Genomic DNA, 25832 nt, shown 5'->3' on the forward strand with positions numbered 1-25832 from the left:
TCCAACGATACCTAGATGTTTTAGCTAGGCCAGGAATGCGGGAGGTCAAAAATTAGATGACAAGGGCGTAGCTTGCGGGCCGTCAAAAAAAGGGCGCCGCATTGGGCGCCCTTCTCATCCTTGTCTTGCGGTGGTCTCAGACCAGCTCGCCAGCCAGTGCCTTGTCGATCAGGGCCACGGTCTCTTCCACGCCGTAAAGGGCGACGAAGCCACCAAAGCGCGGACCCTGGCTGGCGCCCAGCAGAACCTCATAAAGCGCCTTAAACCAGTCGCGCATGTTCTCCTTGCCGAAATGCTCGCGCCCCACCTCAAAGACGATGCCTTGCAGCGCTTCGCCCGTGGTCTCGCCATCCCAGGATGCCAGTTTGCCGCGGAATTCCTCCAACGCGGCACGCTCGGCGTCGCTCGGCGCGCGGAACACTTTCTGCGGCTCGACGAAATCTTCGTAGTATTTGACGGCAAAGCCCGCCGCCGCGTCCAGATCGGGGTGGGTCTGCGGCGTTGCATCGGGCGCATAGCGGCGGATAAAGCCCCAGAGCGTTTCCTTGTCATGCGCCGACGCCACAGAGGCCAAGTTCAGCAGCATCGAGAAAGGCACCACCATCTTGGACTCCGGCACATCCCCGCCGTGGATGTGCCAGACCGGGTTGTTGAGCTGCCCCTTGAGATCCTGACCGTGGTAGGCTCGCAACTGCTGATGGTATTCATCCATCGCCTTGGGGATCACATCGAAATGCATCCGCTTGGCCGTTTTCGGCTTTTGATACATGAAATAGGTAAGGCTCTCGGACGAGGCATAGGTCAGCCATTCGTCGATCGACACGCCATTGCCCGAGGTCTTGGAGATCTTCTGGCCGTTCTCATCGAGGAACAGCTCATAAGTAAAATGCTCAGGCGCGCGCCAGCCCAGGATCCGGCAGATCTTGTCATAGATCGGCGTGTTGGTGCTGTGGTCCTTGCCGTACATTTCGAAATCAACTTCCAGCGCTGCCCAGCGCGCGCCGAAATCCGGTTTCCACTGCAGTTTCACGTTGCCGCCGGTGACCGGCAGGGTCCATTCCTTGCCGTCCTCATCGTCAAAGGTAATGCTGTGGTTTTCCACATCCACCTTTTTCATCGGTACGTATAGAACGCGGCCAGTTTCCGGGTGGATCGGCAGGAAGATCGAATAGGTCTGGCGCCGTTCCTCGCGCAGGGATTTCAGCATGACCTCCATGATCTCGTCATAGCGTTCGCAGGCGCGCTTCAGGATCTCGTCAAACTGGCCCGAGCCATAGAATTCGGTCGCCGAGTAGAATTCATACTCGAACCCGAAGGTATCCAGGAACCGGCGCAGCATGGCGTTGTTGTGGTGGCCAAAGCTGTCGTGGGTGCCAAAGGGATCGGGCACCGAGGTCAGCGGCTTTTGCAAGTGGTCGTGCAGGCTCTCGGCATTCGGGACATTGCCCGGCACCTTACGCATGCCGTCCAGATCGTCGGAAAAGCAGATCAGTTTGGTCGGGATATCGGAGATCACCTCGAAGGCGCGCTTGATCATCGTGGTGCGCGCAACCTCGCCAAAGGTGCCGATATGAGGCAGACCCGAGGGACCATAGCCGGTTTCAAACAGCACATAGCCCTTTTCCGGCGCGCCCTTGGCATAACGTTTGAGAATGCGGCGTGCTTCTTCAAACGGCCAGGCTTTGCTCGTCAGAGCGGTTTCGCGCAGTTCAGACATGTTGTTCTCCATCGGGGCCGCCAATCGGCCTATATCCGCTTTACCGGTATGCGTCTTGCATCCGGCCTCCTCCTCTATTGTGCCGGTGCGGCATAAGTCAATAAACACTGGCGCCAAACCCCGTCGCCCCGCGCAACAAAACCTGCAGGATCCGCCTGTCGGCGGCAAAACACCGCCCCGGGGGCCGACCTGCGGACCGGCATGGTTGCACCCGCAGAAAACCCCGCCTATCGTCCGTGATGTACAGTGGTTTTACAAAAGGTTGCCCCCATGAGCGAGCAAGCCCCCCATCCGATGACGCCGCAGGATTGCCTCGTGGCGCTGATGGTGGCGATTTCGGCCTCGGACGAGAACATCCGCACCGCCGAGCTGGTCAAGATCCAATCCGCAGTCAACATGTTGCCGGTCTTTGCCGACTATGACATCGACCGGATCAACACGATCTCGCAGACCGTTTTCGACCTATTCGAGCAGGAGGACGGGCTGGACGCCCTGTTTGGCCTGATCCGGGACAACCTGCCAGAACGCCTGTTCGAAACCGCCTATGCGCTGGCCTGTGACGTGGCTGCTGCCGATGGCACGCTGGCGGAATCCGAGCTGCGCCTTTTGGAAGAAATGCGGTATGAGCTGAACATCGACCGCCTGCACGCCGCAGCCATCGAACGCGGCGCCCGCGCGCGGCACATGGTTTAGGCACGGCCCCACTTAGGACCCACACACAAGAACCTGCCCGCAGCAGCTTTATGCTCGGGCCGTTCGTAAGCAAATTCTGACGGCTTCTGACGGGCGCAAGGCGTGATACTCCTCGCCCTGCGCCCTTTGACCATCACAGCATGGTATAATCTGTCAGGCCGAAATCTTCGATGTCGCCATAGGTTCCAAGCAGCAGGCTGTTGCGCCCCCATTCCAACAGGAACCCGCGATCGAAATATTCCCCGGCCCAGGGGCCTGAGCTGAACTCATCCTCCATATTGATGAAGGTGACCGTGATCTCTTTGCCGGTGCGGATAATCAAGTCGGCACCGTTGTTGTCAGTATCGTGGATCCAGTCATGACCGGATCTCTTACCAAAGACAAAGGTATCGCGCCCGACAGTGTCATACATCTTGTCGTTTCCGCGGCCACCGTTGACACGGTCGTTCCCAGCGCCAGCTTCGATGTAGTCATCGCCACCACCGCCAAAGATCTTGTCGCGTCGCCCGTCCCAGTAGCCAACGTCGCCATAGATTTCATCATCCCCTCGGCCGCCTTTCAGGGTGTCTTTCCCCAACCCGCCGCGGATGAAGTCGTTGCCGTTCCCCCCGCTCACGAAATCACGCCCTTCACCGCTAAGGATGGTGTCGTCCCCGGCGCGGCCAAAGATTTTGTCCCGGCCATCCATGTTGAACTGGGTGCCGTAGCCAAAGAACATCTGATCCGGGTCAATGACATCCACCGAGGGAACGCCATTGTAAACCCAGCCATTTCCATAAAGCAGTTCCTCTACGGTGCCATCAAAACCACCGTTGTCCTCGAACTCCATCGCTTCGGTCAGATCGGTAACATCGATCCGTAGGCCCCGCATGTTGAAGATCTTGGCGGTCCCACCATCATCGGTCAGTTGCTCCACCTTGATGTGGCGAATCTCCCCGCCGGTAACCTCATCGCCCTGATAGGTGAAACCGACGCCCTTGATCGTCATCCGCAGGTCGAGCGGAAAGCCCGCAAACCCCAACTGCCCCTCAACGACCAGGGCGCGGTCAGTTGATGTCTTGATAGGGAAATCATCATTCCCGACGATTCCGTTGAAAAGATTGAAGATGTTATGCGGTTGGGCAAACCCCATCTCGTCTGCGTTCTGTCCCCAAGAAACCTTCGCACGCATTATTTCCACCCCTTAATACTGTCACCAGATTGAACTCTACATCTAGCTACCGCTAACAGATCGATGGATTTGTTCCAAGTATTGCGCCTCGCCTCCATATGGCTCAAATAGAAAATCAGCGACTCAAACCGGATAACGCGTTCAGACGGCTGAAAACTTAGGCGATCACCTTTGCCGACTGTTGCACGGCAGGCATACACAAAAGCAGCATAGCGAACTAACATCCGTAAAAAATTCGCAAAAGTTAATGGAGCCGCCCGCGGCTACTGCAACCATAAGGATTTCAAAACACTTCGGAAGATCCTGAAAAGATTGTTTATCCTTCCGTTGCACCGAAAATATTGAAAAACACGCCCACACCTCAAATCGTTTATTGATTGCAACAATTCAACGTTTTGCACGTATCGACAGACCCTTTTTCCTGCCGATTACTAAGGCAAGAGTTATTATATGAGGACGATTTGATGTTGAAAATTATCAAGCCCCGAACTCGGCGGGAAAGAAAGTTCGAAGAACAGCAGGCGGTTCTGGACGTCATCGACAGGACACAGGCCGTTATCGAGTTTGCGACAGACGGCACAATCCTAAAAGCAAACAAGAATTTCCTCGAAACCCTGGGCTATGAACTCAGCGAGATCGAAGGGCATCATCATTCGATGTTCGTCAAGCCCGAAGACGCGCAATCGGCGGATTATGCGACCTTCTGGTCGGGATTGGCATCGGGGGAATATTATTCGGACCGCTTCGAACGAGTTTCGAAATCCGGCGAACCTGTCTGGATACAGGCAACCTATGCGCCCGTATTCGACTCTGAAGGCAAGGTGCGCAAAGTCATCAAGATTGCCACCGACGTGTCCGATGCCAGCGCCCGCCAGGAAGCCATGGATGGCATCCTTACCGGGCTTGAGGCCATCAGCCAGGGCGATCTGCGGCACCGGGTCGAGGTATCAGACATCAAAGAGCTGAGCACCCTCGGCACCACCTTCAATGCAGCCATCGAAAAGCTGGAGCAAGTGGTGCTATCGGTCAAACAGGTTGCATCGACAGTCTCCGCAGCCGCCGACGGGATCGAAGGCTCTTCAGGGGAACTGTCGTCACGCACGGAATCGCAGGCGGCGACATTGGAAGAAACCGCCGCCGCAGTGGAAGAGCTGTCATCAGCGGTGAATTCCTCGGCCAATCTGGCGCAGGATGTCAAAGGCATCGCAGATACGGCGCAGCGGACTGCTAAGGACAGCAATAAAGTCATGGACCGGGCCGTCGACGCGATGGAGGCGATCAAGCAATCCTCCGAGGAAATCGGAAGCATCGTCTCCCTCATTGACGACATTTCGTTTCAGACCAACCTTCTGGCTTTGAATGCCGCCGTCGAGGCCGCCCGTGCCGGAGAGGCAGGCAGGGGGTTTTCGGTGGTTGCGGCCGAGGTTCGAACCCTGGCCCAGCGCTCGGGCAGCGCTGCAGGGGAAATCAAAAAGCTGATCGAACGCAGCTCTTCGCAGGTGCATTCGGGTGTGGATGTCGTGGCACAGGTCGGCCAGGAACTTCAGACCATCATTGGCGGCGCATCGGACATCTCCGAACGCATCGGTCATATCGCCAGTGGCGCCAAGGAACAGGCAGCCGCCTTGCAAGAGATCAACGTTGGCATCGGTCAGCTTGATCAGGTCACGCAGCGCAATGCCGCAATGGTGGAAGAAACCAGCGCGGTCAGTCTGGACCTGTCGCACAATGCCCGGCTGCTGCAGCAGCGTGTCGCTACTTTCAAGGTCGGCGGTGACGCGGGGCAAGGCACCGTCCGGGCTGTCCAAGCCACCCCGGAAACGCCCCTACAAACACACCGTCCGGCGGCCTGAGACGGGGGTTTCAAAACCCTCCCCCAGCACTGGCTTTCTTCGACCCCCAACGAACAAACCGCGCCGCAGCAATGCGGCACGGTTTGGTATTCTAGCCTTCAGACTGGTTTAGCCCTTGGCGTAGCCGATGCTTTGCAGGGCGTCCTTTATCTCATCCAGGATGGCCGGATCGTCGATGGTTGCGGGCATCTTGTAGGGCGTGCCGTCTGCGATATTGACCATGGTGCCGCGCAGGATCTTGCCAGACCGCGTCTTGGGCAGGCGGTCCACCACTACGGCCAATTTGAATGCCGCAACCGGGCCAATCTTTTCGCGTACCAGCTTCACGACCTCAGAGACGATCTCCTCACCCGGGCGGTTGGTGCCCGCGTTCAGGCAAAGAAAGCCAACCGGCATCTGCCCCTTCAACTGATCACTAACGCCGATCACCGCGCATTCGGCAACATCGGGGTGCGAGGCCAGAACCTCCTCCATGCCGCCGGTGGACAGGCGATGGCCGGCAACGTTGATCACATCGTCAGTGCGCGCCATGATATAAAGGTAACCATCCTCATCCTTCATGCCTGCATCGCCGGTTTCATAGTAGCCTGGGAAGGTGGTTAGATAGCTTTTCTTGAAACGTTCCTCGGCATTCCAGAGGTTCGGCAGGGTGCCCGGCGGCAAGGGCAGCTTCACCGCGATGGCGCCAAGTTCACCTGCAGGCATCGGATTACCGCCCTCATCCAGGATATCCACCTCATAGCCCGGCATCGGCACGGCGGGCGAGCCAAGCTTGGTCGGCAGCTCCTCGATCCCCAGCGGGTTCGCTGCGATGGACCAGCCGGTTTCAGTTTGCCACCAGTGGTCGACCACCGGCACCTTCAGCTGGTCCTGCGCCCAGGTGATGGTGTCAGGGTCAGCACGTTCGCCCGCGAGATACACCTGTTTCAAGCAGGACAGATCGTATTTACCAACGAATTCGCCCTTGGGGTCTTCGCGCTTCACGGCGCGGAACGCCGTAGGCGCGGTAAAGAAGCTCTTGACGTTATGCTCGGAAATCACCCGCCAGAAAGTACCCGCATCGGGGGTGCCCACAGGTTTACCTTCGAACACGATTGTGGTGTTGCCATGGATCAGTGGCCCATAGCAGATGTAGCTGTGCCCGACGACCCAGCCCACGTCAGACGCCGCCCAGAACACATCGCCCGGATCAACGTTGTAGATGTTCTTCATCGACCAGTTCAGCGCCACCAGCTGCCCGCCAGTATGGCGGATCACGCCCTTGGGCTGCCCCGTGGTCCCGGAGGTATAGAGGATATAGGCTGGGTGATTGCCCTCGACCGGCACGCAATCGACCGGCTCGACCCCATACTGGAAGCCGTGCCAGTTGACATCACGCCCTTCGACCAGCTCGGCAACCTCTTGTTCACGCTGGAAGATCACGCAGAAGTCGGGCTTGTGCGTGGCCAGATCAATGGCTCCATCCAAGAGCGGCTTGTAGTGGACCACCCGGCCCGGCTCCAACCCGCAGGAGGCAGCGATGATCGCCTTGGGAGTGGCATCGTCGATACGCACCGCCAGTTCGTTTGCCGCAAAACCGCCAAAGACCACCGAATGCACCGCGCCGATACGGGCGCAGGCCAGCATCGCCTCAAGCGCCTCGGGGATCATCGGCATGTAGATGATGACCCGGTCACCCTTTTCAACACCCTTAGCCCGCAGTGCGCCGGCCAGCGTGGCGACGCGGTTGCGCAGCTCGACGAATGAAATCTCGCGCTTGGTATGGGTGATCGGGCTGTCATAGATGATCGCCGTCTGCTCACCCCGTCCGTTTTCCACGTGGCGGTCAACGGCGTTGTAGCAGGTGTTGACCATGCCGTCGGCGAACCATTCATACAGCCCGCCGCCAAGATCGCTCAGCGCCCGGCTCGGAGCCTGGTCCCAATCGATCGCTTTCGCGGCCTCCATCCAGAACCCCTCAGGATCCGATTTCCAGCTGGCATATACGTCTTGATACGACATGGCGTCCTCCTCGCTCCTCGATGCAAAAGAGTTATGCCCAAGCGATGCGCCCGGGCAAGCCGCCGAAGGAACGTGGCGTCACAGTGTAGCAGAAATTTGCAATTTCGGCCTGTTACGCCCTGCAAATATATGCAAACGCGGCGGAGCCTTACGTATTACGGCGCGATTTCTGAAAATCTGCAAAGTTGCAAAGCCGATTTGGCTAAGGCCTGCCGCTACGCCTTCGAATCAATGCGCAGCACTCCACGCGTCAGGACGCCCATCTTGCGTTCCGCGCGACATCCGCACAGCCCTGCCCGTTCCCGCAGCAAGTCGCAAAATGATCCCTGGTTTTGCCGCATATCCCCTTGCAACCCGACGCGCGGCGTCTAACCTGCCGGCAGGAGAATTACATATGACACAAAGCGATATCTGGCGTCTCAGCGCCACCGAATTGACCACCCAGACCCGTGCCGGGGACATTTCCGCCGAGGCTGCGGTTCAGTCCTCGATCGACCGCATGCAGGAAGCAAATCCCGCGCTCAATGCGGTGGTCGAAGACCTGAGCGCCGAGGCACTGGAACGCGCCCGGACCCTCGACAAGGCACGCGCTGCAGGCGCTGCGCCCGGCCCGCTGCACGGGGTGCCAGTCACCATCAAGATCAACGTCGACCAGGCGGGTCATGCAACCTCGAACGGGGTCACCGCGCTAAAGGATCTCATCGCCCCGGCGGATGCCCCGGTGGTCGAGAACCTGCACAAGGCCGGTGCCGTCGTGATTGGGCGCACCAATACGCCGGAGTTTTCATTCCGTGCCGATACTGACAACCCGCTGCACGGACGCACCTACAATCCCTGGGGGCGGCATATTTCGCCGGGTGGCTCTTCTGGCGGCGCAGGTTCAGCCGTAATGGCCGGGATCGGCGCGCTGGGGCATGGCAATGATATCGGCGGCTCTCTGCGCTTTCCGGCTGCGGCCAACGGCGCGGTCACGGTGAAACCGGGCCTGGGCCGTGTGCCTGCCTGGAACCCCAGCCAGAAGGCAGAGCGCGGCATGCTGGCGCAATCCATGTCGGTGCAGGGTCTGATCACCCGCTCGGCCGAGGATCTGCATCTGGCAATGCCGACGATGATCGCCCCCGATGCGCGCGATCCCTTCCACGTCCCCCTGCCCTGGCGCGGGGAGGAACCCGAAGGACCGATCAAGGTCGCCTTTACCCGCAACACCCATGGCTATGATCCGCACCCCGAGGTCGAGGCCGCGCTGCTGACCGCCCGCGATGCGCTGAGCGATGCCGGTTACGTGGTGGAAGAGGTCGAGCCGCCCAATGTGTTCGAGGCAGGCCGCAACGGCTATCGCGCCCTGATGGGCGAGGTCTACGCGATGATGAAAAAGGACGTGGATGCCGCCGGATCGCAAACCGTACGCGACATCTTCGAGGTCTACTTCCAGGAGTTCCCGCCTTTCATGGGCGATGAGCTGCTGCAGATGATGGCAAAACGCAGCCATTATGCGCGGGAGTGGTCCCTTTTCCAGCAGGACTACCCGCTGGTGCTGACCCCCTTCCTGCCGCAGCCCTTCTTCAAACCGGATCGCGACACCGAAGGCGCTGAAGGAGTGCACGAGGTGCTGGGCTGCGCGGTCTATTCCTATGCGATGAACTTCATGGGGCTGCCCGCGGGCTGCGTTCCCTCCCGGCTGGCGCAGCTGGAGCAAGGCCCGCAGCCGATCAACGTCCAGATCGTATCGCCGCGCTGGCGCGAAGACATGGCGGTCGATGCCTGCGCCGCGATCGAGGCTCGCGTTGGCCGTATGCATCTGCCGCTGTGGGAGATGATGGATCAGGGCTGACACAGCCTGCCCCAACCTTGAACACCTTTATAAAGGGGCGCTGCAAACCGCAGCGCCCCTTTTCACATCTCAGTCTTCTGGATCAGGTGAACTGCTCCGAGATCAGCCGCTCTTCCAGTCCGTGGCCGGGATCAAACAGGATTTTGTGCCGGATGCTTGTATCCGTCCGGATCTCCACCCAGTCGATATTCTCGAATGAGATTGAATCCGCTTCGGCCATCACCGGGCGTTTGTCGGCCTCCAGCACGTCAAAACGCACATTGGCGGTACTGGGCAGCAGCGCTCCGCGCCAACGCCGCGGGCGAAAGGCTGCCACCGCCGTCAGGGCCAGCACATCGGCGCCGATGGGCAGAATGGGGCCGTGGGCAGAGTAGTTATAGGCGGTGGAGCCGGCCGGCGTGGACACCAGCGCCCCGTCGCAAACCAGCTCGGCCAGCCGCTGTCGCCCATCCACCGAAATCTTCAGCCGCGCCGCCTGTGGCCCGGCGCGGAGCAGCGACACCTCGTTGATCGCAAGCGCGTGGTGAATCTTTCCATCCCGGTCCATTGCCGTCATCGATAGAGGGTTGATGATTTCCTGTTCCGCTTCCCGCAGCCGCTCGATCAGCGCCTCTTCGTGATATTCATTCATCAGGAAGCCGACGGTGCCCCGGTTCATGCCATAGACCGGCGCGGGCAGATCGACGGTTTCGTGCATGGTGCGCAGCATGAAGCCGTCTCCGCCCAGTGCCACGATCACTTCCGCCTCCTGCGGCGGGACATTTCCATAGCGGTCGACCAAAGCCTTGAGCGCGGTTTGCGCCACCTTGGCGGAGCTGGCCAGAAAGGCGATTCTCATGAAGCTATTCTCATTGGGGCCACCCTGAGGTCACGACTGGGGGCGCAGGGCGCGGAAATCTGTTTCCGGTGGTGCGCATTCGGTTCCGAAACAAGCACAGCTGCCCCACAAAGACCAGAGTGGCCGTTCTGCCGCAGGTAATAGTCGCTTTACGGGCTTTTAGATCGGCCGTGTTTCCGATAGGAAATCGCGCAATCCCACCTCCAACCCGACGGAGCCAGCATGACCGAGACCACCCGTGACCCCGGTTTTTTCACCCAGTCCCTCGCCGATCGCGATCCCGAACTGTATTCTTCGATCACTGACGAGCTGGGCCGCCAGCGCGACGAGATCGAGCTGATCGCATCGGAGAACATCGTTTCTGCCGCAGTGATGGAAGCACAGGGATCCGTGCTGACCAACAAATACGCCGAAGGCTACCCGGGGCGCCGCTACTACGGTGGCTGCCAGTATGTCGACGTGGCGGAAAACCTGGCGATCGAACGCGCCAAGGAACTGTTCGGCTGCGGCTTTGCCAATGTTCAGCCGAACTCGGGCAGCCAAGCCAACCAGGGCGTCTTCCAGGCGCTGATCAAACCCGGCGACACCATCCTTGGTATGGATCTCGCCTCGGGCGGTCACCTGACCCACGGCGCCGCGCCCAACCAGTCGGGCAAATGGTTCAACGCCGTGCACTATGGCGTGCGCCGCGACGACAACCTGATCGACTACGATCAGGTCGAAGCCATGGCGCTGGAGCACCAGCCCAAGCTGATCATCGCCGGCGGCTCCGCGATCCCGCGGGTCATCGACTTTGCCCGCTTCCGCGCAATCGCAGATAAGGTTGGTGCCTATCTGCACGTGGATATGGCCCACTTCGCCGGTCTCGTGGCCGCAGGTGAGCATCCCTCGCCCTTCCCGCACGCGCATGTGGTGACCACGACCACCCACAAGACCCTGCGCGGTCCGCGCGGCGGCATGATCTTGACCAACGATGCCGACATCGCCAAGAAGGTGAACTCCGCCATCTTCCCCGGTATCCAGGGCGGCCCGCTGATGCATGTGATCGCAGCCAAGGCTGTTGCGTTCGGAGAGGCCCTGCGTCCCGAGTTCAAAAGCTACCAGAAGCAAGTGCGCGCCAATGCCGTAGCCCTTGCTGATCAGCTGATCAAGGGCGGCCTGGACATCGTCACCGGCGGCACCGACACCCACGTCATGCTGGTCGACCTGCGCCCCAAAGGCGTGACCGGCAATATCGTGGACAAGGCCCTTGGCCGTGCGCATATCACCACCAACAAGAACGGCATCCCGTTTGACCCGGAAAAGCCGACCGTGACCTCGGGCATCCGCCTTGGCACCCCGGCGGGCACCACCCGCGGCTTTGGCGAGGAAGAGTTCCGTCACATCGCTGACCTGATCGTCGAGGTGATCGATGGTCTGGCCGCCAACGGTGAAGACGGCAACGAGGCCGTGGAAGAGGCCGTACGCGGCAAGGTCGCAGCCCTCTGCGCCCGCTTCCCGCTCTACCCGAACCTCTGATCCCAGAACGGTTCTTTATGCTTCCAGTGCCCGGCGCGATGACATCGCGCCGGGCATTTTTCTTGCCGAATGTCAGTTTATCGGGCAATGGATATTCCCAAGGAGGAGTACGGCGCCTGACAGGACCGTCTCCGCCCTGCGCAGTTTGGTAACCATTTATTTTGTTTGAGATCTTGTAACATGGCGAATTTTCCCGCCGGTCCCAACCGCACCCGCCGCCTTGAACGCCGACTTGGCGATGCCATGCGGGCCCGCCTGCCCTTTGCCGTGGCGGAATTTGTTATGTTCGGTCTCAAGCAAGCCTGGGCTGCCATATTCGGAGCCTTGCTCCTGTTCGGCATTCTCTTCAGCAATCACATCTGGCAGCCGGACTGGGTGCTCGCGCGCTATGACGCGCTGCTGATGTACGCGCTGGCCTTGCAGGCGTTGCTTTTGTGGACCGGGATGGAAAGCTGGCGCGAAGTTCGTGTGATCCTGCTGTTTCACCTGACCGGCACCGCAATGGAGATCTTCAAGGTCCATATGGGCAGTTGGAGCTATCCGGGCGACGGTCTGTTCAAGATATATCAGGTACCGGTTTTCTCCGGCTTCATGTATGCCTCGGTGGGCTCCTATATGGCGCGGGTTATCCGGCTGTTCGATATGCGCTTTGCCCCCTATCCGCCCTACTGGATGCCCCTTCTGCTTGCGGCGGCGATCTATGGCAATTTCTTCGCCCATCACTTCCTGCCGGACATGCGCGTCGCGCTTTTTGCGGCAACGGTGATCATTTTCCTGCGTACCCGTATCTGGTTCACCATCGGCCATAACCGCTATTGGATGCCCCTCCCGCTTGCGGCCTTTCTGTCCAGCTTCTTCCTGTGGCTGGCTGAAAACATCGGCACCGGCACGCGCACCTGGCTTTATCATGGGCAGGCTCCGACAGATTGGGTGAGCCTTGCCAAGATGGGGTCTTGGTATCTGCTGCTCTACGTAAGCTTTGCCACGGTTACCCTGGTTTTCCGCGAAGCGCTGAGCAACAAGCCGCTGCACGCCTCGCGTCCCCGTGTCAAAGACCCCACCGGCGCAGCAAAGGCGCCCTAGCTGCGCTAGACGAACCCACGCCAGCGCAACACGAGGATCAGCAGCGCCACGACGGCCAGCAGGGAAAACGCCATGCTGCCCAGCATCTGCAACAGCCGGTCCTTGCGCCGCTCCGCCAGATTGATGCTGCGCAGATGAGCCGTAACCTCGCGGCTGGCTCCATGCAGCGCCGCCTGATCCAGCGTCAGGCTCAGCTTCGGATGCTCCAGCAGCGGCAGGGCTTCGGCCAGTCTCATCCCCTGTCGGTAGATCCGCCGCGGCAACTGGCGGCGCGCCTTGCGTAGGGCCAAAGGCAGATCACCCGAGGCCTGCGTACGCTCGGCCAGCAGGCTGCGGATTTCTTCGATTTCCTCAAGGACGGTCTGTGACATCGTTCTGGGCTCCGGTCTGGCGGCGTCCTGCCTGCCAAGGCGCAACCTACCGCGTTCACATAGCTGGCTCAATGGGGCTGGCGCCGCTGCGCCATCGCGTTTATCACCTGCCCCCATGCTGAACACGATCCTGCACGGTACCCCGACTGACCGCCCGCCACTTCTGATCGCCCACGGGCTTTATGGCTCGGCCCGTAACTGGGGCGTCATTGCCAAACGCCTGTCCGATGAGCGCCAGGTGATCGCAGTGGATATGCGCAACCATGGCAACAGCCCCTGGAGCGACAGCCACAGCTATCCCGATATGGCCGAGGATCTGGCCGAGGTGATCGCGGCCCACGGCGGACAGATGGATGTGATCGGCCACTCGATGGGCGGCAAGGCCTCGATGATGCTGGCGCTGCTGCACCCGCAGGCGGTGCGGCGCCTGCTGGTCGCCGACATTGCCCCGGTCAGCTATACCCACAGTCAGATCCAGTTCATCGAAGCCATGCGGCAGGTGGATCTGGAACAGGTGACGCGTCGCTCGGATGCCCATGCACAGCTAGCTAAACTGGGTGTGGAACCAGCTTTGCAGAGCTTCTTCACGCAATCGCTTGATATTCAGGGAAAACGCTGGCTACTGAACCTTGATGCGCTGGCCAATCATATGCCCGACATCATGTCCTTTCCGCAGGTTGAGGCCAGCTGGGACGGGCTTGCGCTGTTTCTGTCCGGCGCCAATTCGGACTATGTGCTGCCGGAGCACAGGCCGCAGATCCGGGCCAAGTTCCCCAACGCACGGTTCGCCAAGATCCCCGATGCCGGGCACTGGCTGCATGCAGAAAACCCGCGCGCCTTTGAACAGACGGCGCGGGCCTTTTTCAACGCCTGAACAGGCTGTGTCATGATCCGGGCCACCCTGATCCTGGAACGGCCCGGATGATCGCGATTACATGCCCTTGTCGACCGGCTCTTCGATCGAGGCACCCGCTGCTGCCCAATCGGACAGGCCGCCGGTGTTGTAAACGGTTTCATAGCCCATATCCTTGAGCAGCTTGCCCGCAAGGGCCGCCCGGCCACCGCTGGCACAATGCAGCAAGATCGGACGATCCATCTTCAGGGTGTCGTCGTGGAACGGGCTGGCCGGATCGGCGCGGAATTCCAGCATGCCGCGGGGGATATGGTGCGACCCCCGCACCCGGCCATTGGCCGACAGTTCCGGCGCATCACGGATATCCAGCAGCAAGGCGCCTTGCTCCAGCAGTTTCTGCGCCTCTTCCACCGGCAGGCGCTCCACGGCGGCGTTGGCGTCTTGCATCATCTGTTGCAGAGTCAGGGGCATGACAGTTTCCTTTTCTTGATCAGCAGGTTCAGCCGCCCATCCATCATCGGCGGCTCCTCTCGCAGCACGCTACGCGCGAAGGCATCCGGGCAGCAACCCCGCAAAGGCCGCGCCTCAACCAGCCGTGATCCCCGCCCTGCCGAAAGTGTGCCCACGCCAACCGGAACAAGGTTGCCGTGGGTCGGTTTCCTCAGCGCGCGCTGATCTTTTCCGGTTTCGCCATCCATTCGCGCCCCTTCAGCATGGCCTTCCAGTAGATCGGCGGCAGGATCTTCTCCTTCAGCAGCCAGGCTGTGCGCGAAGGCTTGGTGCCGTCCAGCAGGAACTTCGGGAAACTCGGCAGCATGGCGCCGCCATAGCCGAACTCGGCCAAGACGATCTTGCCGCGTTCCACCGTCAGCGGACAGGAGCCATAGCCATTGTATTGCGCGACCGGCGCCTTGCCTTCGATATCCGCCGCCAGGTTTTCCGCCACGATGGGCGCCTGAATGCGTGCCGCGGCAGCGGTTTTGGCATTTGGCGCGTTCATCACATCGCCCAGCGACCAGATATTGTCATAGCGCGTGTGGCGCAGCGTGGACTGATCCACATCGACCCAGCCTGCGGCATCGGCCAGCGGCGACACCCGGATGAAATCCGGCGCCGTCTGCGGCGGGCAGACATGCATCATGTCGAACTCCATCTCGACCCGCTCGACTGGGGTGTCCGGCTTGGCCACATCAAACCAAGCTTTGCGTGCCTCGCCATCGACCGCCACCAGATTGTGGAAGAAGTTCAGATGGGCGCCGTATTTCTTCACGTAGCCTTCCAGCGCAGGCACGTAATCCTTCACGCCAAACAACACACCACCGGCATTGTTGAACTGAATGTCGATATCCTTCAGCACCCCATTGCGCAGCCAGGCATCACCCGACAGGTACATCGCCTTTTGCGGCGCCCCGGCGCATTTGATCGGCATCGGAGGCTGGGTGAAGATGGCCCGCCCCTTTTTCAGACCGCGCACCAGCTCCCAGGTGTAGGGCGCCAGATCGTAGCGGTAGTTCGAGGTAACCCCATTCTTGCCCAGCGTTTCAACCAACCCTTCGACCTTGTGCCAGTCCAGCTTCAGCCCCGGACAGACCACCAGACGGTCGTATTTCACCACCCGGCAGCCATCCAGAACGACGGCATCGTCCTTGGGCTCAAAGGCCGCGACCGCCGCCTTGATCCAATGCACGTCCTTGGGGATCAGCGATCCCATGGTCCGCACCGTGTCTTGCGCGTCAAAGATACCGCCACCGACCATGGTCCAGCCCGGTTGATAATAATGGATATCCGCCGGGTCGATGATCGCGATATCAAGATCCGGCTTGCGGGATTTCAGGCTGGAGGCCACCGAGATCCCGGCCGCGCCGCCGCCGACGATGACCACGTCGAACCGCGCATCCGCCCGGTCGGTCGGCGTTTTGCCGCCATTGGCAATCCGGCGCACAACCCCGCCCATGTCATAGCCAGCCGCATTGGTCGTGGCGAGGATATCCGCAACGCTGAGCCGGTCGGCCTGCGACAGCGACCACAAGGTTGCCGAGCGGGTGCCCGAGCGGCAATAGGCCAGCACCGGCCCCGGCAACTCCGTCAGGGCCGCACCGAACCCGGCGGCATCCGCGTCGCTGACCTTGCCCGACACGATCGGCAGGTAGCGCGCCTCAAGCCCCAGCTTTTCAGCCGCAGCCTGAATTTCGTCAAAGGTGGGCTGATCCGCCCCCTCCCCGTCCGGCCGGTTGCAGATGATCGCCCGATACCCCGCATCGCGGATCGCGGGCAGGTCCGCGATGGTGATCTGCGGGCTGACCGACAGGCCGCTGGTCAATGTCTTGAAGTCCATGGTGTCTCCTCACGTCTGGTGGCGCGCGACCAGCAAAACCAGCCCGTGCAGCTCCCGAAAGTCAGATCACCGGACCTGACATCGGCAAACACTGCAGCCCCCTCTCACAAAACTACATTCATTTTATAAGTTTTTACGCTACACCCGTCGGTGACTTAGTCACCAAAGCCGCAGATGCCGGACATCACCCCAGGGCATCACGCCTTTGCGGCGTCTTCCGCCAGGCTCAGCAGAGCCCCGCGATCCTGAATATGGACGCTTCCCCGCGCCTGCCGAATCCATCCGCGGCGCTGGAATTCCTGCAATTGCCGCGACACCACCTCGCGGGCGGTGCCCAGTTCGACGGCGAGCCGCTGGTGCGTGGTCTCGATCCGGTCATCGCCTTTGGAAATCTCCAGCAGCCGCTGCGCCAGCCGCACGTCCATCCGCTGGAAGGCGATTTCATCGATCACCAGAAACAGATCGGTAATCCGCCGCGAAAAGGCGGTGAAGACAAAATTCCGGAACGAGGATGACTGCGCCACCAGATCGTCAAAAACCAGACGTGGCACGGCGGCGGCCCGCACCTCGGTTTCCGCGATACCTTCGGCGGAATATTCCGCATAGCCCATCAGGCAGGCGGTGGTGAGAACGCAGCTTTCGCCGCCGCCCACACGGTAGAGGACGATCTCACGGCCACTGTCCGACAAATGCTGAACCCGGACGGTGCCTTCCAGCAGGAACAGCATATGCTCGGCCGTTTTGCCCGGCCCAAACAGAACAGTCCCCGCAGGCACATCGATCAGGGTGCTGCGCTGTAGCAGCACCTGTCTGGCCGGGGTTTCCAGCTGCGAAAGACCGGGGAACAGATCGACCCAATCCCGGCTTTCGCTCTCCGCCGTCACGTTGCGCTCTCCGGTCGGGGGTCCAGCGGCGCGATCCGGGCCAATAGGTCGCCCCTGTTCGAAGCGATATCTGCGATGGTCACTTCTTCCAGCACCGCCATGAAGGCCCGGGTAGCCTCCTGAATCTTTCGGGAGAGTTTGCAAACCCCCATCAGCGGGCAGGTATTCTTATCGGGGTTGAAACACTCCACCACTTCCATCGCCCCCTCGGTCAGGCGCACCACATCCGCGACCACGATTTCGTGAGCAGGCCGCCCCAGACGAAAACCTCCGCCGCGCCCGCGCTGGGTCTGCAGGTAGCCCGCCTTGCCCAGTTCATGCACGATTTTCACCACGTGGGGGCGCGACAGCCCATGGATCTGCACCATGTCCTCGACCCGCACCAATGCGGGCGCCTTCAGCGTTGCCAACTGCAGGGAACGCAAGGCATAATTGGTATATCTGGTCAGCTTCATGATTGTCTCCCCGGCGCCGCAGGATACGCAGCAGGGCCATTATAGGACCGCAGTCACGGCAGCGAAAGTGCGCCCCCAGCGCACGCACGCTCCCGCTCCTGCCATGCGGCCAAACCGGCGTATCCACCCTGAACCGCGAGGCCGAAAAATGCTGAGCGGCATTAACTCTATTATCACAAGTTTTATGAAATTTGTGAGCCAGCACGTCACGCTGCATTCGAACAAACCTCGGACCAACAAGGCGCAATATGAACGACTGGACTTCCGGCTATGTGGCCGATCTTGATTACACACATGACTTTTTTCGCGAACTGGCGCCGTCCCACCTCGCCTTCTGCGCCGTCTCTCAAGGGAAGAAACACGGGCTGAACCGATCCAAGCTGACCTATTGTGAACTGGGCTGCGGTCAGGGGGTTTCGGCAAATCTTCTGGCAGCCGCCAACCCGCATATCGAATTCCACGCCATGGATTTCAATCCAGCCCATATGGTTGGCGCAAGAGAGCTCGCCAAAGAGGCCGAGCTCGAAAACATGCATTTCCACGAACAGTCGTTCGAAGACTTCGCCAATGCCCCCGGCCTGCCCGAGACCTTTGATGTCATCGCCCTGCACGGGGTCTACAGCTGGGTGTCCAGAGAAAACCAGCAGCATATCCTCGACTTCCTGTCGAAGCGGCTGAAATCCGGCGGCATGGTCTACATCAGCTACAACACACAACCGGGCTGGGCGGCGGCCGTGCCCCTGCGCCGCACCCTGGTGGACCGCACGGCGCAAGGCAGTGGTCCCCTAGCCGAGCGGATCAGCGATGCGATCCATCACCTGGAACAACTGGATCAGGCCGGAGCGGGGTATATTTCCTCGAACCCGTCGCTGTCCGCATGGATTGAAAAGATCAAGAACATGTCGCCCAACTATCTGGCGCATGAGTATCTCAACAGGGACTGGACCCCGTTCCATTTCGCCGATGTGGCCAGCGACATGTCCCAGGCCAAACTGTCCTTCATGGCCTCGACCGATCCGATGGATCATCTGGACGACGTGTCATTTTCCGCCGAGCAGCTGGCCCTTCTGAACGCGGAAACCGATCCGGTGCGCCGTCAGGGCCTGCGGGATCTTTTGCTGAACGAGCAATTCCGCACCGACCTGTTTATCCGTGGGGAACTGCCCCACACGGCACGCGGCGCCATCGGCGCCTGGTTTGAAACCACGCTGGCGCTGTCGCGCCGCTATGGCGGTGGGCGACTGACCTTCAAGGGGCGTCAGGGAGACCTGCCGCTGCAACCAGAGCAATACGCGCCGGTGCTGACGGCGCTGCAGGACGGCCCGCTAACGGTCCGCGATCTGCTGGATCAGGGCGCCTTCGGGCAAAACACATGGGAGGCCATCACCCGTATCCTGACCGTTCTGATCGGCGCAGGCCACATCACCCCCTGCTTGCCGCAGGAAGGTCTGGAAGAACGCGCCGCACATTGCCGCGCCTTCAATACCGCCGTGTGCAAACGCGCTGAAGACAGCGAAACCCTGCGCTTTCTGGCTTCACCCGTGACTGGCGGCGGCATCGAAATGGACCGGTTTGAACAGCTGTTCCTGCTGGCCCGCAGCGAAGGGCTGGAAACGCCGAATGAATGGGCAGAGTTGGCCTGGCAGATCCTCGCGCCGCAAGGCTATCGGCTGCATGCCGATGGCCGTATTCTGGAAACACCCGAGGAAAACCTTGCGGTTCTGCGGGTGCGGGCCAACACATTTGCAGCCCAGCGCCTGCCGCTCTGCGAAAGCCTCGGCCTCACGCTTGAGCCACCAATGCCGAACCCAGAGGCCCAGCCCCACTCGCAGGCTGTCGCCTGACGGGGCCAACGGCTCCTACACATCCGACCTCCGGTAGCTGCCGGGGGTCGTACCCGTCCAGCGTTTGAAAGCGCGGTGGAAATTCGCGGCAGAGGCAAAGCCCACGTCCTGCGACACCGCCTCGATGCTCTTTGCCCCAAGTGACAGATCGCGGACGGCAATATCGCGCCGCAAACCGTCCTTGATCTCCTGAAACGAAGTGTTTTCGGCATCAAGACGCCGGATCAGCGTGCGGGGCGTCAGGTTCAGCGCACGCGCCGCATCTTCCAGATTGCAACTCAGCCGCTCTGATTGCAGCAGCAGCTCACGCACGCGCAGCATCACCGCATGCTCCCGGAAGCTGGTAAAGATCCAGTCCCGCGGCGCCCGGATCAGAAACTCCTGCATCTCGGCCTCGCTGCGCGACACTGGCAGCCGGTCCAGCGTTCCTTCGAAGGTCAGCGAGGAACTCACCTCACCAAACCTGACCGGCGCGGGAAACAGGATAGGGTAATCCTCCGCAAACTCAGGCTTTTGGAAGGCAAAGCTGACCTCCCGCAGTGGCAACTCTCGCCCCGCCACCCATGAGGCAATCCCATGGGCAAGCTTCAGCAATAGCATATGCCCGAACCTGTTCTGGCCGCCATCGCCCTGCGGCTCCAGAACAATCTGCAGCCTGTCCTCTCCGGTCTCAAGCCGCACGCGGCAATCATCCAGGACTAAGTTCCAGAACGAGCTAAAGCGAAACAAGGCCGCCGAAAGCGACGACGCCCCGAGCACCGAGGTACAGAGCAGTTTCAGCGCCCCAGACCGGACCGGGCGGCTCCACAACCCCATCATTTCATCGCCGGTTTCACTGGCCACCAACTGGTAAAGCCGCACGATCTGGTCATGGGTGACACGCCCCAACGGCTGCGCCGCATCATCCAATCCGATCTGATCAAGGAATCCTACAAGCTGGCCCGGCGCGCAATGCACCCGCAAGGTCGACAGCCAATCTTCGAGAAAGGCCCGCGATACCGTCGGCAGGATCAGTGCGCCCTGCGCATGTTCCGGGGGGAGCGGCGACATGGTATTTGTCACTTTTAGCAAGTTTCGCGTCCACAGAGGATATAGACCACACTTAGAGCAATGTCTATCTGGCGGGAATGGCAACCGCTAAAGAAAGGCCGCCCCATGACATTTGATGCCCCGGTCAAAGACATGATTTTCAATATCCAGCATCTTGCGGGATGGTCAGAGGTGACCAGCCTGCCTGCCTATGACGGGCTGGAACTCGAGGATGCGGCGGCTGCCCTCACCGAACTTGCTCGGTTCACGGCCGAAGAGATTGCCCCGCTCAACGCACCCGGCGACCAGTCCGGCGCACGTCTTGAAAATGGCCGGGTGATCCTGCCCGTTGGCTTTACCGAGGCCTATGGCAAGTTCGTCGAAATGGGCTGGCAAAGCCTGCCCCACCCGGAGGATTTCGGCGGTCAGGGCCTCCCCCGCGCCGTCGGCGCCGCCGCTACGGAAATGCTGAACGCCGCCAACATGAGCTTTGCCCTTTGCCCCCTGCTGACCGATGGCGCGGTCGAGGCGCTGCTGACAGCCGGGTCAGAGGAAACCAAGGCGATCTATCTTGAAAATCTGGTGTCCGGCAAATGGACCGGCACCATGAACCTGACCGAACCGCAGGCCGGCAGCGATCTGGCCCTGTTGCGCAGCCGCGCCGAACGGCAGGACGACGGCACCTATGCGATCACCGGCACCAAGATCTTCATCACCTATGGTGAGCATGACATGGCCGAAAACACCATTCATCTGGTGCTGGCCCGCACGCCTGATGCCCCCGCAGGCGTCAAAGGCATCAGCCTGTTTCTGGTGCCGAAATATATGGTCAATTCCGACGGCACCCCGGGCACGCGCAACGCCGTGAACTGTGCCAGCATCGAACACAAGCTGGGCATCACGGCCAGCCCGACCGCAGTCCTGAACTTCGAAGGCGCCACCGGCTTTTTGATCGGCGAAGAAAACTCCGGGCTACGCTACATGTTCGAGATGATGAACTCCGCCCGTTATGCCGTTGGTCTGCAAGGGGTTGCCATTGCCGAACGCGCCTATCAGCAGGCCATAAGTTTCGCCCGCGAACGCATTCAATCAAGCCCGGTCGATGGCTCCAGCCGCGAGGCGGTGGCAATCATCAACCACCCCGACGTCCGCCGCATGCTGATGCGCATGCGCGCAGTGACCGAAGGCGGCCGGGCGATGGCGGCCTTCACCGCCGGCTGGCAGGATCTGGCGAAACATTCCGCCGGCGGCGAAGAGCGCGCTGCAGCCACCGCAATCTCGGAGTTCCTGACACCGCTGGTCAAAGGTTTCTGCACCGAGATGGGCGTCGAGGTCGCCTCGACCGGGGTGCAGGTGCACGGCGGCATGGGCTTTATCGAGGAAACCGGCGCGGCCCAGCACTACCGCGACGCGCGCATCCTGCCGATCTATGAAGGCACCACCGCGATCCAGGCCAATGATCTGGTGGGCCGCAAGACCCTGCGCGATGGCGGCGAAACCGCGCTGCGGCTGGCCGGGATGATCGCGCAGACCGAGGCGGAGCTGGCGCAAGGCTCTGACGCGGCACAATCAGTTGGCACGCGGCTGACCAATGCGCGGCAAGCCTTTGAGGCTGTGGTTCGCCACATGGCCGCAACCGGCAAGGAAAACCCGAAGGCGGCGTTTGGCGCCGGGGTCCCCTATCTGATGCTGGCAGGCAATCTGGTTGCAGGCTGGCAGCTGGCGCGCTCCCTGATGGCTGCCGAAACCGCATTGCAGGTCGGCGAGGACCCGGCCTTCATGCAGGCCAAGATCGCCACGGCGCGTTTCTACGCCGATCACATCCTGATCGATGTCGGTGCGCAAGCTGACCGGATCCTCAATGGCTCGGACAGCCTGCTGGCCGCGGTGCTCTGACCTCCCCCAATCCATGGCAGGTGGCCCAAGGGGCCGCCGCCCTTTTCCCACATTTTCCGAAAGGACATCCCCATGACCGTCGAAATCGACATCTCCCGATTCACCAACCTGGCCATTGACGCGCAGGAGGATGGCGTCTGGGTGGTGACACTCAACCGGCCGACCAAACGCAACGCGTTGGATATCGACACCATCGAAGAACTGGTTGAGTTCTTCTCGCTGGCGCCGCGCGCGGGGGTCAAGGCAGTGGTGCTGGCTGGGGCTGGCGATCACTTTTGCGCTGGTCTCGACCTCATTGAGCACCACGACGAAGACCGCAGCCCGGCCGATTTCATGCACGTCTGCCTGCGCTGGCACGAAGCCTTCAACAAGATGGAGTACGGCGGCGTTCCGATCATCGCAGCCCTGCAGGGCGCGGTTGTTGGCGGCGGGCTGGAGCTGGCCAGCTCGGCCCATATCCGGGTGATGGACCAGACCACCTATTTCGCCCTGCCCGAAGGCCAGCGCGGCCTGTTCACCGGCGGCGGCGCCACCATCCGGGTCACCGATCTGGTCGGCAAATCCCGCATGATCGACATGATGCTGACCGGCCGGGTCTACAAAGGCCAGGAAGCCAGCGATCTGGGTCTCGCGCAATATATCGTCGAAGGCTCCAGCCTGGACAAGGCGATGGAACTTGCCCGCCGCGCTGCCGAGAACCTGCCCCTGTCGAACTTTGCCATCTGCTCGGCCGTCAGCCACATGCAGAACATGTCGGCGCTGGATGCAGCCTATGCCGAAGCCGTGGTGGCCGGCGTGGTGAACACCCAGCCCGACGCGCGCGCTCGCCTCGCGGCCTTTGCCGACAAAAGCGCCGCCCGCGTGCGCCCCGACAGCTGATCTCAGCCGCCCTTTGAAACTAATGGTCCGGGCGGCTCCGCCCGGACTACATGCCTCCCCGACCGCGCGTGCCGACGAGCGACGAATGCGCGCAGCTCGACAGAGAGCACATCGCAGCAGCTGGTGTCTCACAAATTGAAATCCCCCCGCTACGACAGACCAACTGTCTGTTCCGACGTTAAAATTCGGTACCACTTGCCCCAATCCGTCCACGGAACCCCCGGTTTCTGTAGGACATCCGGGACTATTTGCTCTAAATTGATCATCATAAATGCCTTGAACTTCACCTCGCCACCGGGTCCAAAGCCGTTGCTGGTTGGGAGAAGACAAGATGACCGCGATCGAAGGGTTTTACAGGGCCGAATTCATGACACCAGAACACCACGGGTTCGGTGTTCTGGCCATCGCGAATGGAACCGCCCGCGGGGGCGACTCGATCATGTCCTACGTTGGCAGTTGCGACTGCTCCGGCGGTGATGTGACCCTTGACCTGGAGGTCTGCCGCCATTCGCATCTGGGAAACATGCAGCCGATTTTCAAAACGGACTGTTGCACCCTGTGCATCACGGGCAAGCAGATCGAAGGCGGCCGGATCGCTGGCACCGGACACAGCCCCGAAGCCCCTGACATTACGTTCAAATTGATCCTGACCAAGCTGCGCGATTGATAAGGCGACACAGCGCGCGTTGCGCCAGCGCCGTAAGGCAGTGACCGGCGAACGCCGGATCGCAAATAGGTGTCTTGCCTCCCCCGCGACGCGTTGATAGGCAGCGCCACGAAATCCGGTCGCAGCCTACCCGGATACCAAAACAAGGGCCCAACATGAAAACACTTGTCATCTGCTCAGGCGGACTCGATTCCGTGTCGCTTGCGCATATCGTCGCCGCTGAGCGTCAGCTCACCCGGCTTGTTTCCTTTGACTATGGCCAGCGCCACCGCAAGGAACTGGACTTTGCCGCCGCTGCCGCGCAGCGCCTTAATGTCCCCCACCACCTGATCGACATGCGCCCCATCGGCGCCGCGCTGACCGGATCGGCGCTCACCGACGACATCGACGTCCCCGACGGTCATTACGCAGAAGAAACGATGCGCATCACCGTCGTGCCAAACCGCAACGCCATCATGCTCGCCATCGGGTTCGGCGTTGCCGCCGCCAACGGGGATGAGGCCGTCGCCACCGCCGTACATGGCGGCGATCACTTCATCTATCCCGATTGCCGTCCCGGGTTCACCCGGGCGTTCGAGACCATGCAGAGGGCCGCGCTAGACGGCTATGCCGATGTCGATCTCTACACGCCTTTTGTAGAACGCAGCAAAGCCGACATCGTGGCCGATGGCGCCCGCCACGGCACCCCCTTTGCCGAGACCTGGTCCTGCTACAAGGGCGGCGATCTGCATTGCGGGCGCTGCGGCACCTGTGTTGAGCGCCGCGAGGCTTTCCACCTCGCCGGGGTCGCGGATCCGACAGCCTATGCCGACCCGGACTACTGGCTCTCCGCCATTGCCGGAAAGGAGGGGCACTGATGTTTCGCATCCGCAAGGAGTTTCATTTCTCCGCCTCGCATCAGCTTTCCCATCTGCCGGACGACCACCAATGCGCGCGCCTGCATGGGCACAATTACATCGTTGTGGTGGAACTGGCTGCCAAGGCGCTGAACGCGGATGGGTTCGTGCGCGATTACCACGACCTGAAACCGCTCAAGACCTATATCGACGAGACCTTCGACCACCGACACCTGAACGATGTGCTGGATGTGCCCTCGACGGCTGAAAACATGGCGCGCCATTTCCACGACTGGTGCGCCGCCCGCTGGCCTGAAACCAGCGCGGTTCTGGTCAGTGAGACGCCAAAAACCTGGGCTGAATACCGACCATGACCCTGCGTATTGCCGAGATTTTCGGTCCCACCATCCAGGGCGAAGGCGCCCTGATCGGTGAGCCGACCGTATTCGTACGCGCAGGGGGCTGCGATTACCGCTGCAGCTGGTGCGACAGCCTGCACGCGGTGGACAGCGCCTATCGCCACACCTGGACACCCATGAGCGACGCGGAGATCTGGGACGAGGTTCTGCGCCTGTCAGGCCGACAGACCCTAACCGTCTCGCTCAGCGGCGGCAACCCCGCGATCCAGGATTTCGGCCCACTCATCGCGCGCGGCCGGGCGGCGGGCTACCGGTTCGCCTGCGAGACCCAAGGCTCGGTGGCGCGGCCCTGGTTCGGCGACCTTGATACGCTGGTGCTGTCCCCGAAACCGCCCTCAAGCGGTGAAAGCGTCGATTGGGAGGTCTTCGCCGCCTGCGTCAGCGCCGGGCAGAGCGCCCGGCAGGTGGTCATGAAGATCGTTGTCTTTGACGAAGCAGATTATTCTTGGGCCAAAGAAGCCCATGCGTGCCACCCCGACCTGCCGCTTTACCTGCAACCGGGCAATCCCGATGTGGATCCGGACTCCCCTGTGGATCCGCAGGATCTTGCAGACCGGTTGGAGTGGCTGACCGAGCGGGCCATGACAGATGGCTGGTTCGCCCCCCGTATCCTGCCGCAGCTGCATGTCCTGATCTGGGGCAACAAGCGCGGCGTCTGA

General features: G+C 61.1%; 23 protein-coding genes. 13 read left to right on the forward strand and 10 right to left on the reverse strand.

Going from position 1 to position 25832, the window contains the following annotated elements; translation table 11 throughout:
• Nucleotides 1-136: 136 nt before the first annotated feature.
• Nucleotides 137-1717: a lysine--tRNA ligase gene (locus SM763_RS20420; RefSeq protein ID WP_347510660.1), complete on the reverse strand. Its 1581-nt coding sequence runs from the start codon at nt 1715-1717 to the stop codon at nt 137-139.
• Between the two features lie 270 nt (nt 1718-1987).
• Between SM763_RS20420 and SM763_RS20425 the strand changes: the two genes are divergently transcribed.
• Nucleotides 1988-2410, forward strand: coding sequence for a tellurite resistance TerB family protein (locus tag SM763_RS20425; protein WP_065270643.1), 423 nt, complete (start codon nt 1988-1990; stop codon nt 2408-2410).
• 133 nt (nt 2411-2543) lie between these two features.
• Here the strand turns inward: SM763_RS20425 and SM763_RS20430 are convergent, their stop codons facing one another.
• Nucleotides 2544-3581: a calcium-binding protein gene (locus tag SM763_RS20430; RefSeq protein WP_274839504.1), complete on the reverse strand. Its 1038-nt coding sequence runs from the start codon at nt 3579-3581 to the stop codon at nt 2544-2546.
• 464 nt (nt 3582-4045) lie between these two features.
• Here SM763_RS20430 and SM763_RS20435 point away from each other — a divergent pair, with 464 nt between their 5' ends.
• Entirely contained in the window at nt 4046-5434 is a 1389-nt protein-coding gene (locus tag SM763_RS20435; RefSeq protein ID WP_347511144.1) for a methyl-accepting chemotaxis protein, read from the forward strand.
• A 108-nt stretch (nt 5435-5542) separates the two neighbouring features.
• On the opposite strand, the gene prpE is transcribed toward SM763_RS20435, so the two are convergent.
• A complete protein-coding gene (gene prpE, locus SM763_RS20440) occupies nt 5543-7435 on the reverse strand; it encodes a propionate-CoA ligase PrpE (protein WP_274828444.1) in 1893 nt (630 codons plus the stop codon).
• 394 nt (nt 7436-7829) lie between these two features.
• Here prpE and SM763_RS20445 point away from each other — a divergent pair, with 394 nt between their 5' ends.
• Complete coding sequence (locus SM763_RS20445) at nt 7830-9266, forward strand: amidase family protein (RefSeq protein WP_347510973.1); 1437 nt, start codon at nt 7830-7832, stop codon at nt 9264-9266.
• Nucleotides 9267-9348: 82 nt separating this feature from the next.
• Here SM763_RS20445 and SM763_RS20450 read toward each other — a convergent pair whose 3' ends face one another.
• Nucleotides 9349-10104, reverse strand: a complete 756-nt coding sequence (locus SM763_RS20450) for an NAD kinase (protein ID WP_274828442.1) — start codon at nt 10102-10104, stop codon at nt 9349-9351.
• 222 nt (nt 10105-10326) lie between these two features.
• Between SM763_RS20450 and glyA the strand changes: the two genes are divergently transcribed.
• Together glyA and SM763_RS20460 are read left to right on the forward strand one after the other, a co-directional pair.
• Complete coding sequence (gene glyA / locus SM763_RS20455) at nt 10327-11622, forward strand: serine hydroxymethyltransferase (protein ID WP_274834205.1); 1296 nt, start codon at nt 10327-10329, stop codon at nt 11620-11622.
• 180 nt (nt 11623-11802) lie between these two features.
• On the forward strand, nt 11803-12705 hold the full coding sequence (locus SM763_RS20460) for a DUF817 domain-containing protein (protein WP_490363301.1): 903 nt from the start codon (nt 11803-11805) through the stop codon (nt 12703-12705).
• 5 nt (nt 12706-12710) lie between these two features.
• On the opposite strand, the gene SM763_RS20465 is transcribed toward SM763_RS20460, so the two are convergent.
• Complete coding sequence (locus SM763_RS20465) at nt 12711-13076, reverse strand: hypothetical protein (protein WP_065270651.1); 366 nt, start codon at nt 13074-13076, stop codon at nt 12711-12713.
• Between the two features lie 115 nt (nt 13077-13191).
• Here SM763_RS20465 and SM763_RS20470 point away from each other — a divergent pair, with 115 nt between their 5' ends.
• Complete coding sequence (locus tag SM763_RS20470; RefSeq protein WP_274867156.1) at nt 13192-13950, forward strand: alpha/beta fold hydrolase; 759 nt, start codon at nt 13192-13194, stop codon at nt 13948-13950.
• Between the two features lie 57 nt (nt 13951-14007).
• On the opposite strand, the gene SM763_RS20475 is transcribed toward SM763_RS20470, so the two are convergent.
• From SM763_RS20475 to SM763_RS20490, 4 genes are all read right to left on the reverse strand, one after another.
• Nucleotides 14008-14400, reverse strand: coding sequence for a rhodanese-like domain-containing protein (locus SM763_RS20475; protein WP_065270653.1), 393 nt, complete (start codon nt 14398-14400; stop codon nt 14008-14010).
• 190 nt (nt 14401-14590) lie between these two features.
• Nucleotides 14591-16264, reverse strand: coding sequence for a bifunctional protein tyrosine phosphatase family protein/NAD(P)/FAD-dependent oxidoreductase (locus SM763_RS20480; protein ID WP_347510723.1), 1674 nt, complete (start codon nt 16262-16264; stop codon nt 14591-14593).
• A 197-nt stretch (nt 16265-16461) separates the two neighbouring features.
• Nucleotides 16462-17148, reverse strand: coding sequence for a Crp/Fnr family transcriptional regulator (locus SM763_RS20485; protein WP_347510724.1), 687 nt, complete (start codon nt 17146-17148; stop codon nt 16462-16464).
• Nucleotides 17145-17603, reverse strand: coding sequence for an Rrf2 family transcriptional regulator (locus SM763_RS20490; protein WP_368999580.1), 459 nt, complete (start codon nt 17601-17603; stop codon nt 17145-17147). Before SM763_RS20490 ends, SM763_RS20485 begins: the two co-directional genes overlap by 4 nt.
• A gap of 248 nt (nt 17604-17851) precedes the next feature.
• On the opposite strand from SM763_RS20490, the gene SM763_RS20495 reads away from it, so the two are divergent.
• Nucleotides 17852-19447, forward strand: a complete 1596-nt coding sequence (locus SM763_RS20495) for a methyltransferase regulatory domain-containing protein (RefSeq protein WP_347510726.1) — start codon at nt 17852-17854, stop codon at nt 19445-19447.
• 15 nt (nt 19448-19462) lie between these two features.
• On the opposite strand, the gene SM763_RS20500 is transcribed toward SM763_RS20495, so the two are convergent.
• Nucleotides 19463-20497: an AraC family transcriptional regulator gene (locus SM763_RS20500; RefSeq protein ID WP_347510727.1), complete on the reverse strand. Its 1035-nt coding sequence runs from the start codon at nt 20495-20497 to the stop codon at nt 19463-19465.
• A gap of 105 nt (nt 20498-20602) precedes the next feature.
• Here SM763_RS20500 and SM763_RS20505 point away from each other — a divergent pair, with 105 nt between their 5' ends.
• The 6 genes from SM763_RS20505 to queE all read left to right on the forward strand — a co-directional run bounded on the left by SM763_RS20505 (nt 20603) and on the right by queE (nt 25832).
• Nucleotides 20603-22372, forward strand: coding sequence for an acyl-CoA dehydrogenase family protein (locus SM763_RS20505; RefSeq protein WP_347510728.1), 1770 nt, complete (start codon nt 20603-20605; stop codon nt 22370-22372).
• A gap of 72 nt (nt 22373-22444) precedes the next feature.
• Nucleotides 22445-23251, forward strand: a complete 807-nt coding sequence (locus tag SM763_RS20510; RefSeq protein ID WP_274867162.1) for a crotonase/enoyl-CoA hydratase family protein — start codon at nt 22445-22447, stop codon at nt 23249-23251.
• 331 nt (nt 23252-23582) lie between these two features.
• On the forward strand, nt 23583-23918 hold the full coding sequence (locus SM763_RS20515; protein ID WP_368999581.1) for a hypothetical protein: 336 nt from the start codon (nt 23583-23585) through the stop codon (nt 23916-23918).
• 155 nt (nt 23919-24073) lie between these two features.
• A complete protein-coding gene (gene queC / locus SM763_RS20520) occupies nt 24074-24775 on the forward strand; it encodes a 7-cyano-7-deazaguanine synthase QueC (protein WP_274828431.1) in 702 nt (233 codons plus the stop codon).
• Nucleotides 24775-25128 (forward strand): 6-carboxytetrahydropterin synthase QueD, encoded by a 354-nt coding sequence (queD, locus tag SM763_RS20525; protein ID WP_274828430.1) that lies wholly within the window; start codon nt 24775-24777, stop codon nt 25126-25128. The genes queC and queD overlap by 1 nt, the downstream gene beginning before the upstream one ends.
• Nucleotides 25125-25832, forward strand: a complete 708-nt coding sequence (queE, locus tag SM763_RS20530) for a 7-carboxy-7-deazaguanine synthase QueE (protein ID WP_368999582.1) — start codon at nt 25125-25127, stop codon at nt 25830-25832. Before queD ends, queE begins: the two co-directional genes overlap by 4 nt.

The sequence above is a fragment of the Pseudophaeobacter sp. C1-32P7 genome (assembly GCF_041008775.1).
GTDB classification, from domain to species: Bacteria; Pseudomonadota; Alphaproteobacteria; order Rhodobacterales; family Rhodobacteraceae; genus Phycobacter; species Phycobacter gallaeciensis_A.

Bases quoted from the DNA above. Each gene is read 5' to 3' on its own strand.
- SM763_RS20420 (WP_347510660.1), bottom strand. From the start codon at position 1,717: ATGTCTGAACTGCGCGAAACCGCTCTGACGAGCAAAGCCTGGCCGTTT.
- SM763_RS20425 (WP_065270643.1), top strand. From the start codon at position 1,988: ATGAGCGAGCAAGCCCCCCATCCGATGACGCCGCAGGATTGCCTCGTG.
- SM763_RS20430 (WP_274839504.1), bottom strand. From the start codon at position 3,581: ATGCGTGCGAAGGTTTCTTGGGGACAGAACGCAGACGAGATGGGGTTT.
- SM763_RS20435 (WP_347511144.1), top strand. From the start codon at position 4,046: ATGTTGAAAATTATCAAGCCCCGAACTCGGCGGGAAAGAAAGTTCGAA.
- prpE (WP_274828444.1), bottom strand. From the start codon at position 7,435: ATGTCGTATCAAGACGTATATGCCAGCTGGAAATCGGATCCTGAGGGG.
- SM763_RS20445 (WP_347510973.1), top strand. From the start codon at position 7,830: ATGACACAAAGCGATATCTGGCGTCTCAGCGCCACCGAATTGACCACC.
- SM763_RS20450 (WP_274828442.1), bottom strand. From the start codon at position 10,104: ATGAGAATCGCCTTTCTGGCCAGCTCCGCCAAGGTGGCGCAAACCGCG.
- glyA (WP_274834205.1), top strand. From the start codon at position 10,327: ATGACCGAGACCACCCGTGACCCCGGTTTTTTCACCCAGTCCCTCGCC.
- SM763_RS20460 (WP_490363301.1), top strand. From the start codon at position 11,803: ATGGCGAATTTTCCCGCCGGTCCCAACCGCACCCGCCGCCTTGAACGC.
- SM763_RS20465 (WP_065270651.1), bottom strand. From the start codon at position 13,076: ATGTCACAGACCGTCCTTGAGGAAATCGAAGAAATCCGCAGCCTGCTG.
- SM763_RS20470 (WP_274867156.1), top strand. From the start codon at position 13,192: ATGCTGAACACGATCCTGCACGGTACCCCGACTGACCGCCCGCCACTT.
- SM763_RS20475 (WP_065270653.1), bottom strand. From the start codon at position 14,400: ATGCCCCTGACTCTGCAACAGATGATGCAAGACGCCAACGCCGCCGTG.
- SM763_RS20480 (WP_347510723.1), bottom strand. From the start codon at position 16,264: ATGGACTTCAAGACATTGACCAGCGGCCTGTCGGTCAGCCCGCAGATC.
- SM763_RS20490 (WP_368999580.1), bottom strand. From the start codon at position 17,603: ATGAAGCTGACCAGATATACCAATTATGCCTTGCGTTCCCTGCAGTTG.
- SM763_RS20495 (WP_347510726.1), top strand. From the start codon at position 17,852: ATGAACGACTGGACTTCCGGCTATGTGGCCGATCTTGATTACACACAT.
- SM763_RS20500 (WP_347510727.1), bottom strand. From the start codon at position 20,497: ATGTCGCCGCTCCCCCCGGAACATGCGCAGGGCGCACTGATCCTGCCG.
- SM763_RS20505 (WP_347510728.1), top strand. From the start codon at position 20,603: ATGACATTTGATGCCCCGGTCAAAGACATGATTTTCAATATCCAGCAT.
- SM763_RS20510 (WP_274867162.1), top strand. From the start codon at position 22,445: ATGACCGTCGAAATCGACATCTCCCGATTCACCAACCTGGCCATTGAC.
- SM763_RS20515 (WP_368999581.1), top strand. From the start codon at position 23,583: ATGACCGCGATCGAAGGGTTTTACAGGGCCGAATTCATGACACCAGAA.
- queC (WP_274828431.1), top strand. From the start codon at position 24,074: ATGAAAACACTTGTCATCTGCTCAGGCGGACTCGATTCCGTGTCGCTT.
- queD (WP_274828430.1), top strand. From the start codon at position 24,775: ATGTTTCGCATCCGCAAGGAGTTTCATTTCTCCGCCTCGCATCAGCTT.
- queE (WP_368999582.1), top strand. From the start codon at position 25,125: ATGACCCTGCGTATTGCCGAGATTTTCGGTCCCACCATCCAGGGCGAA.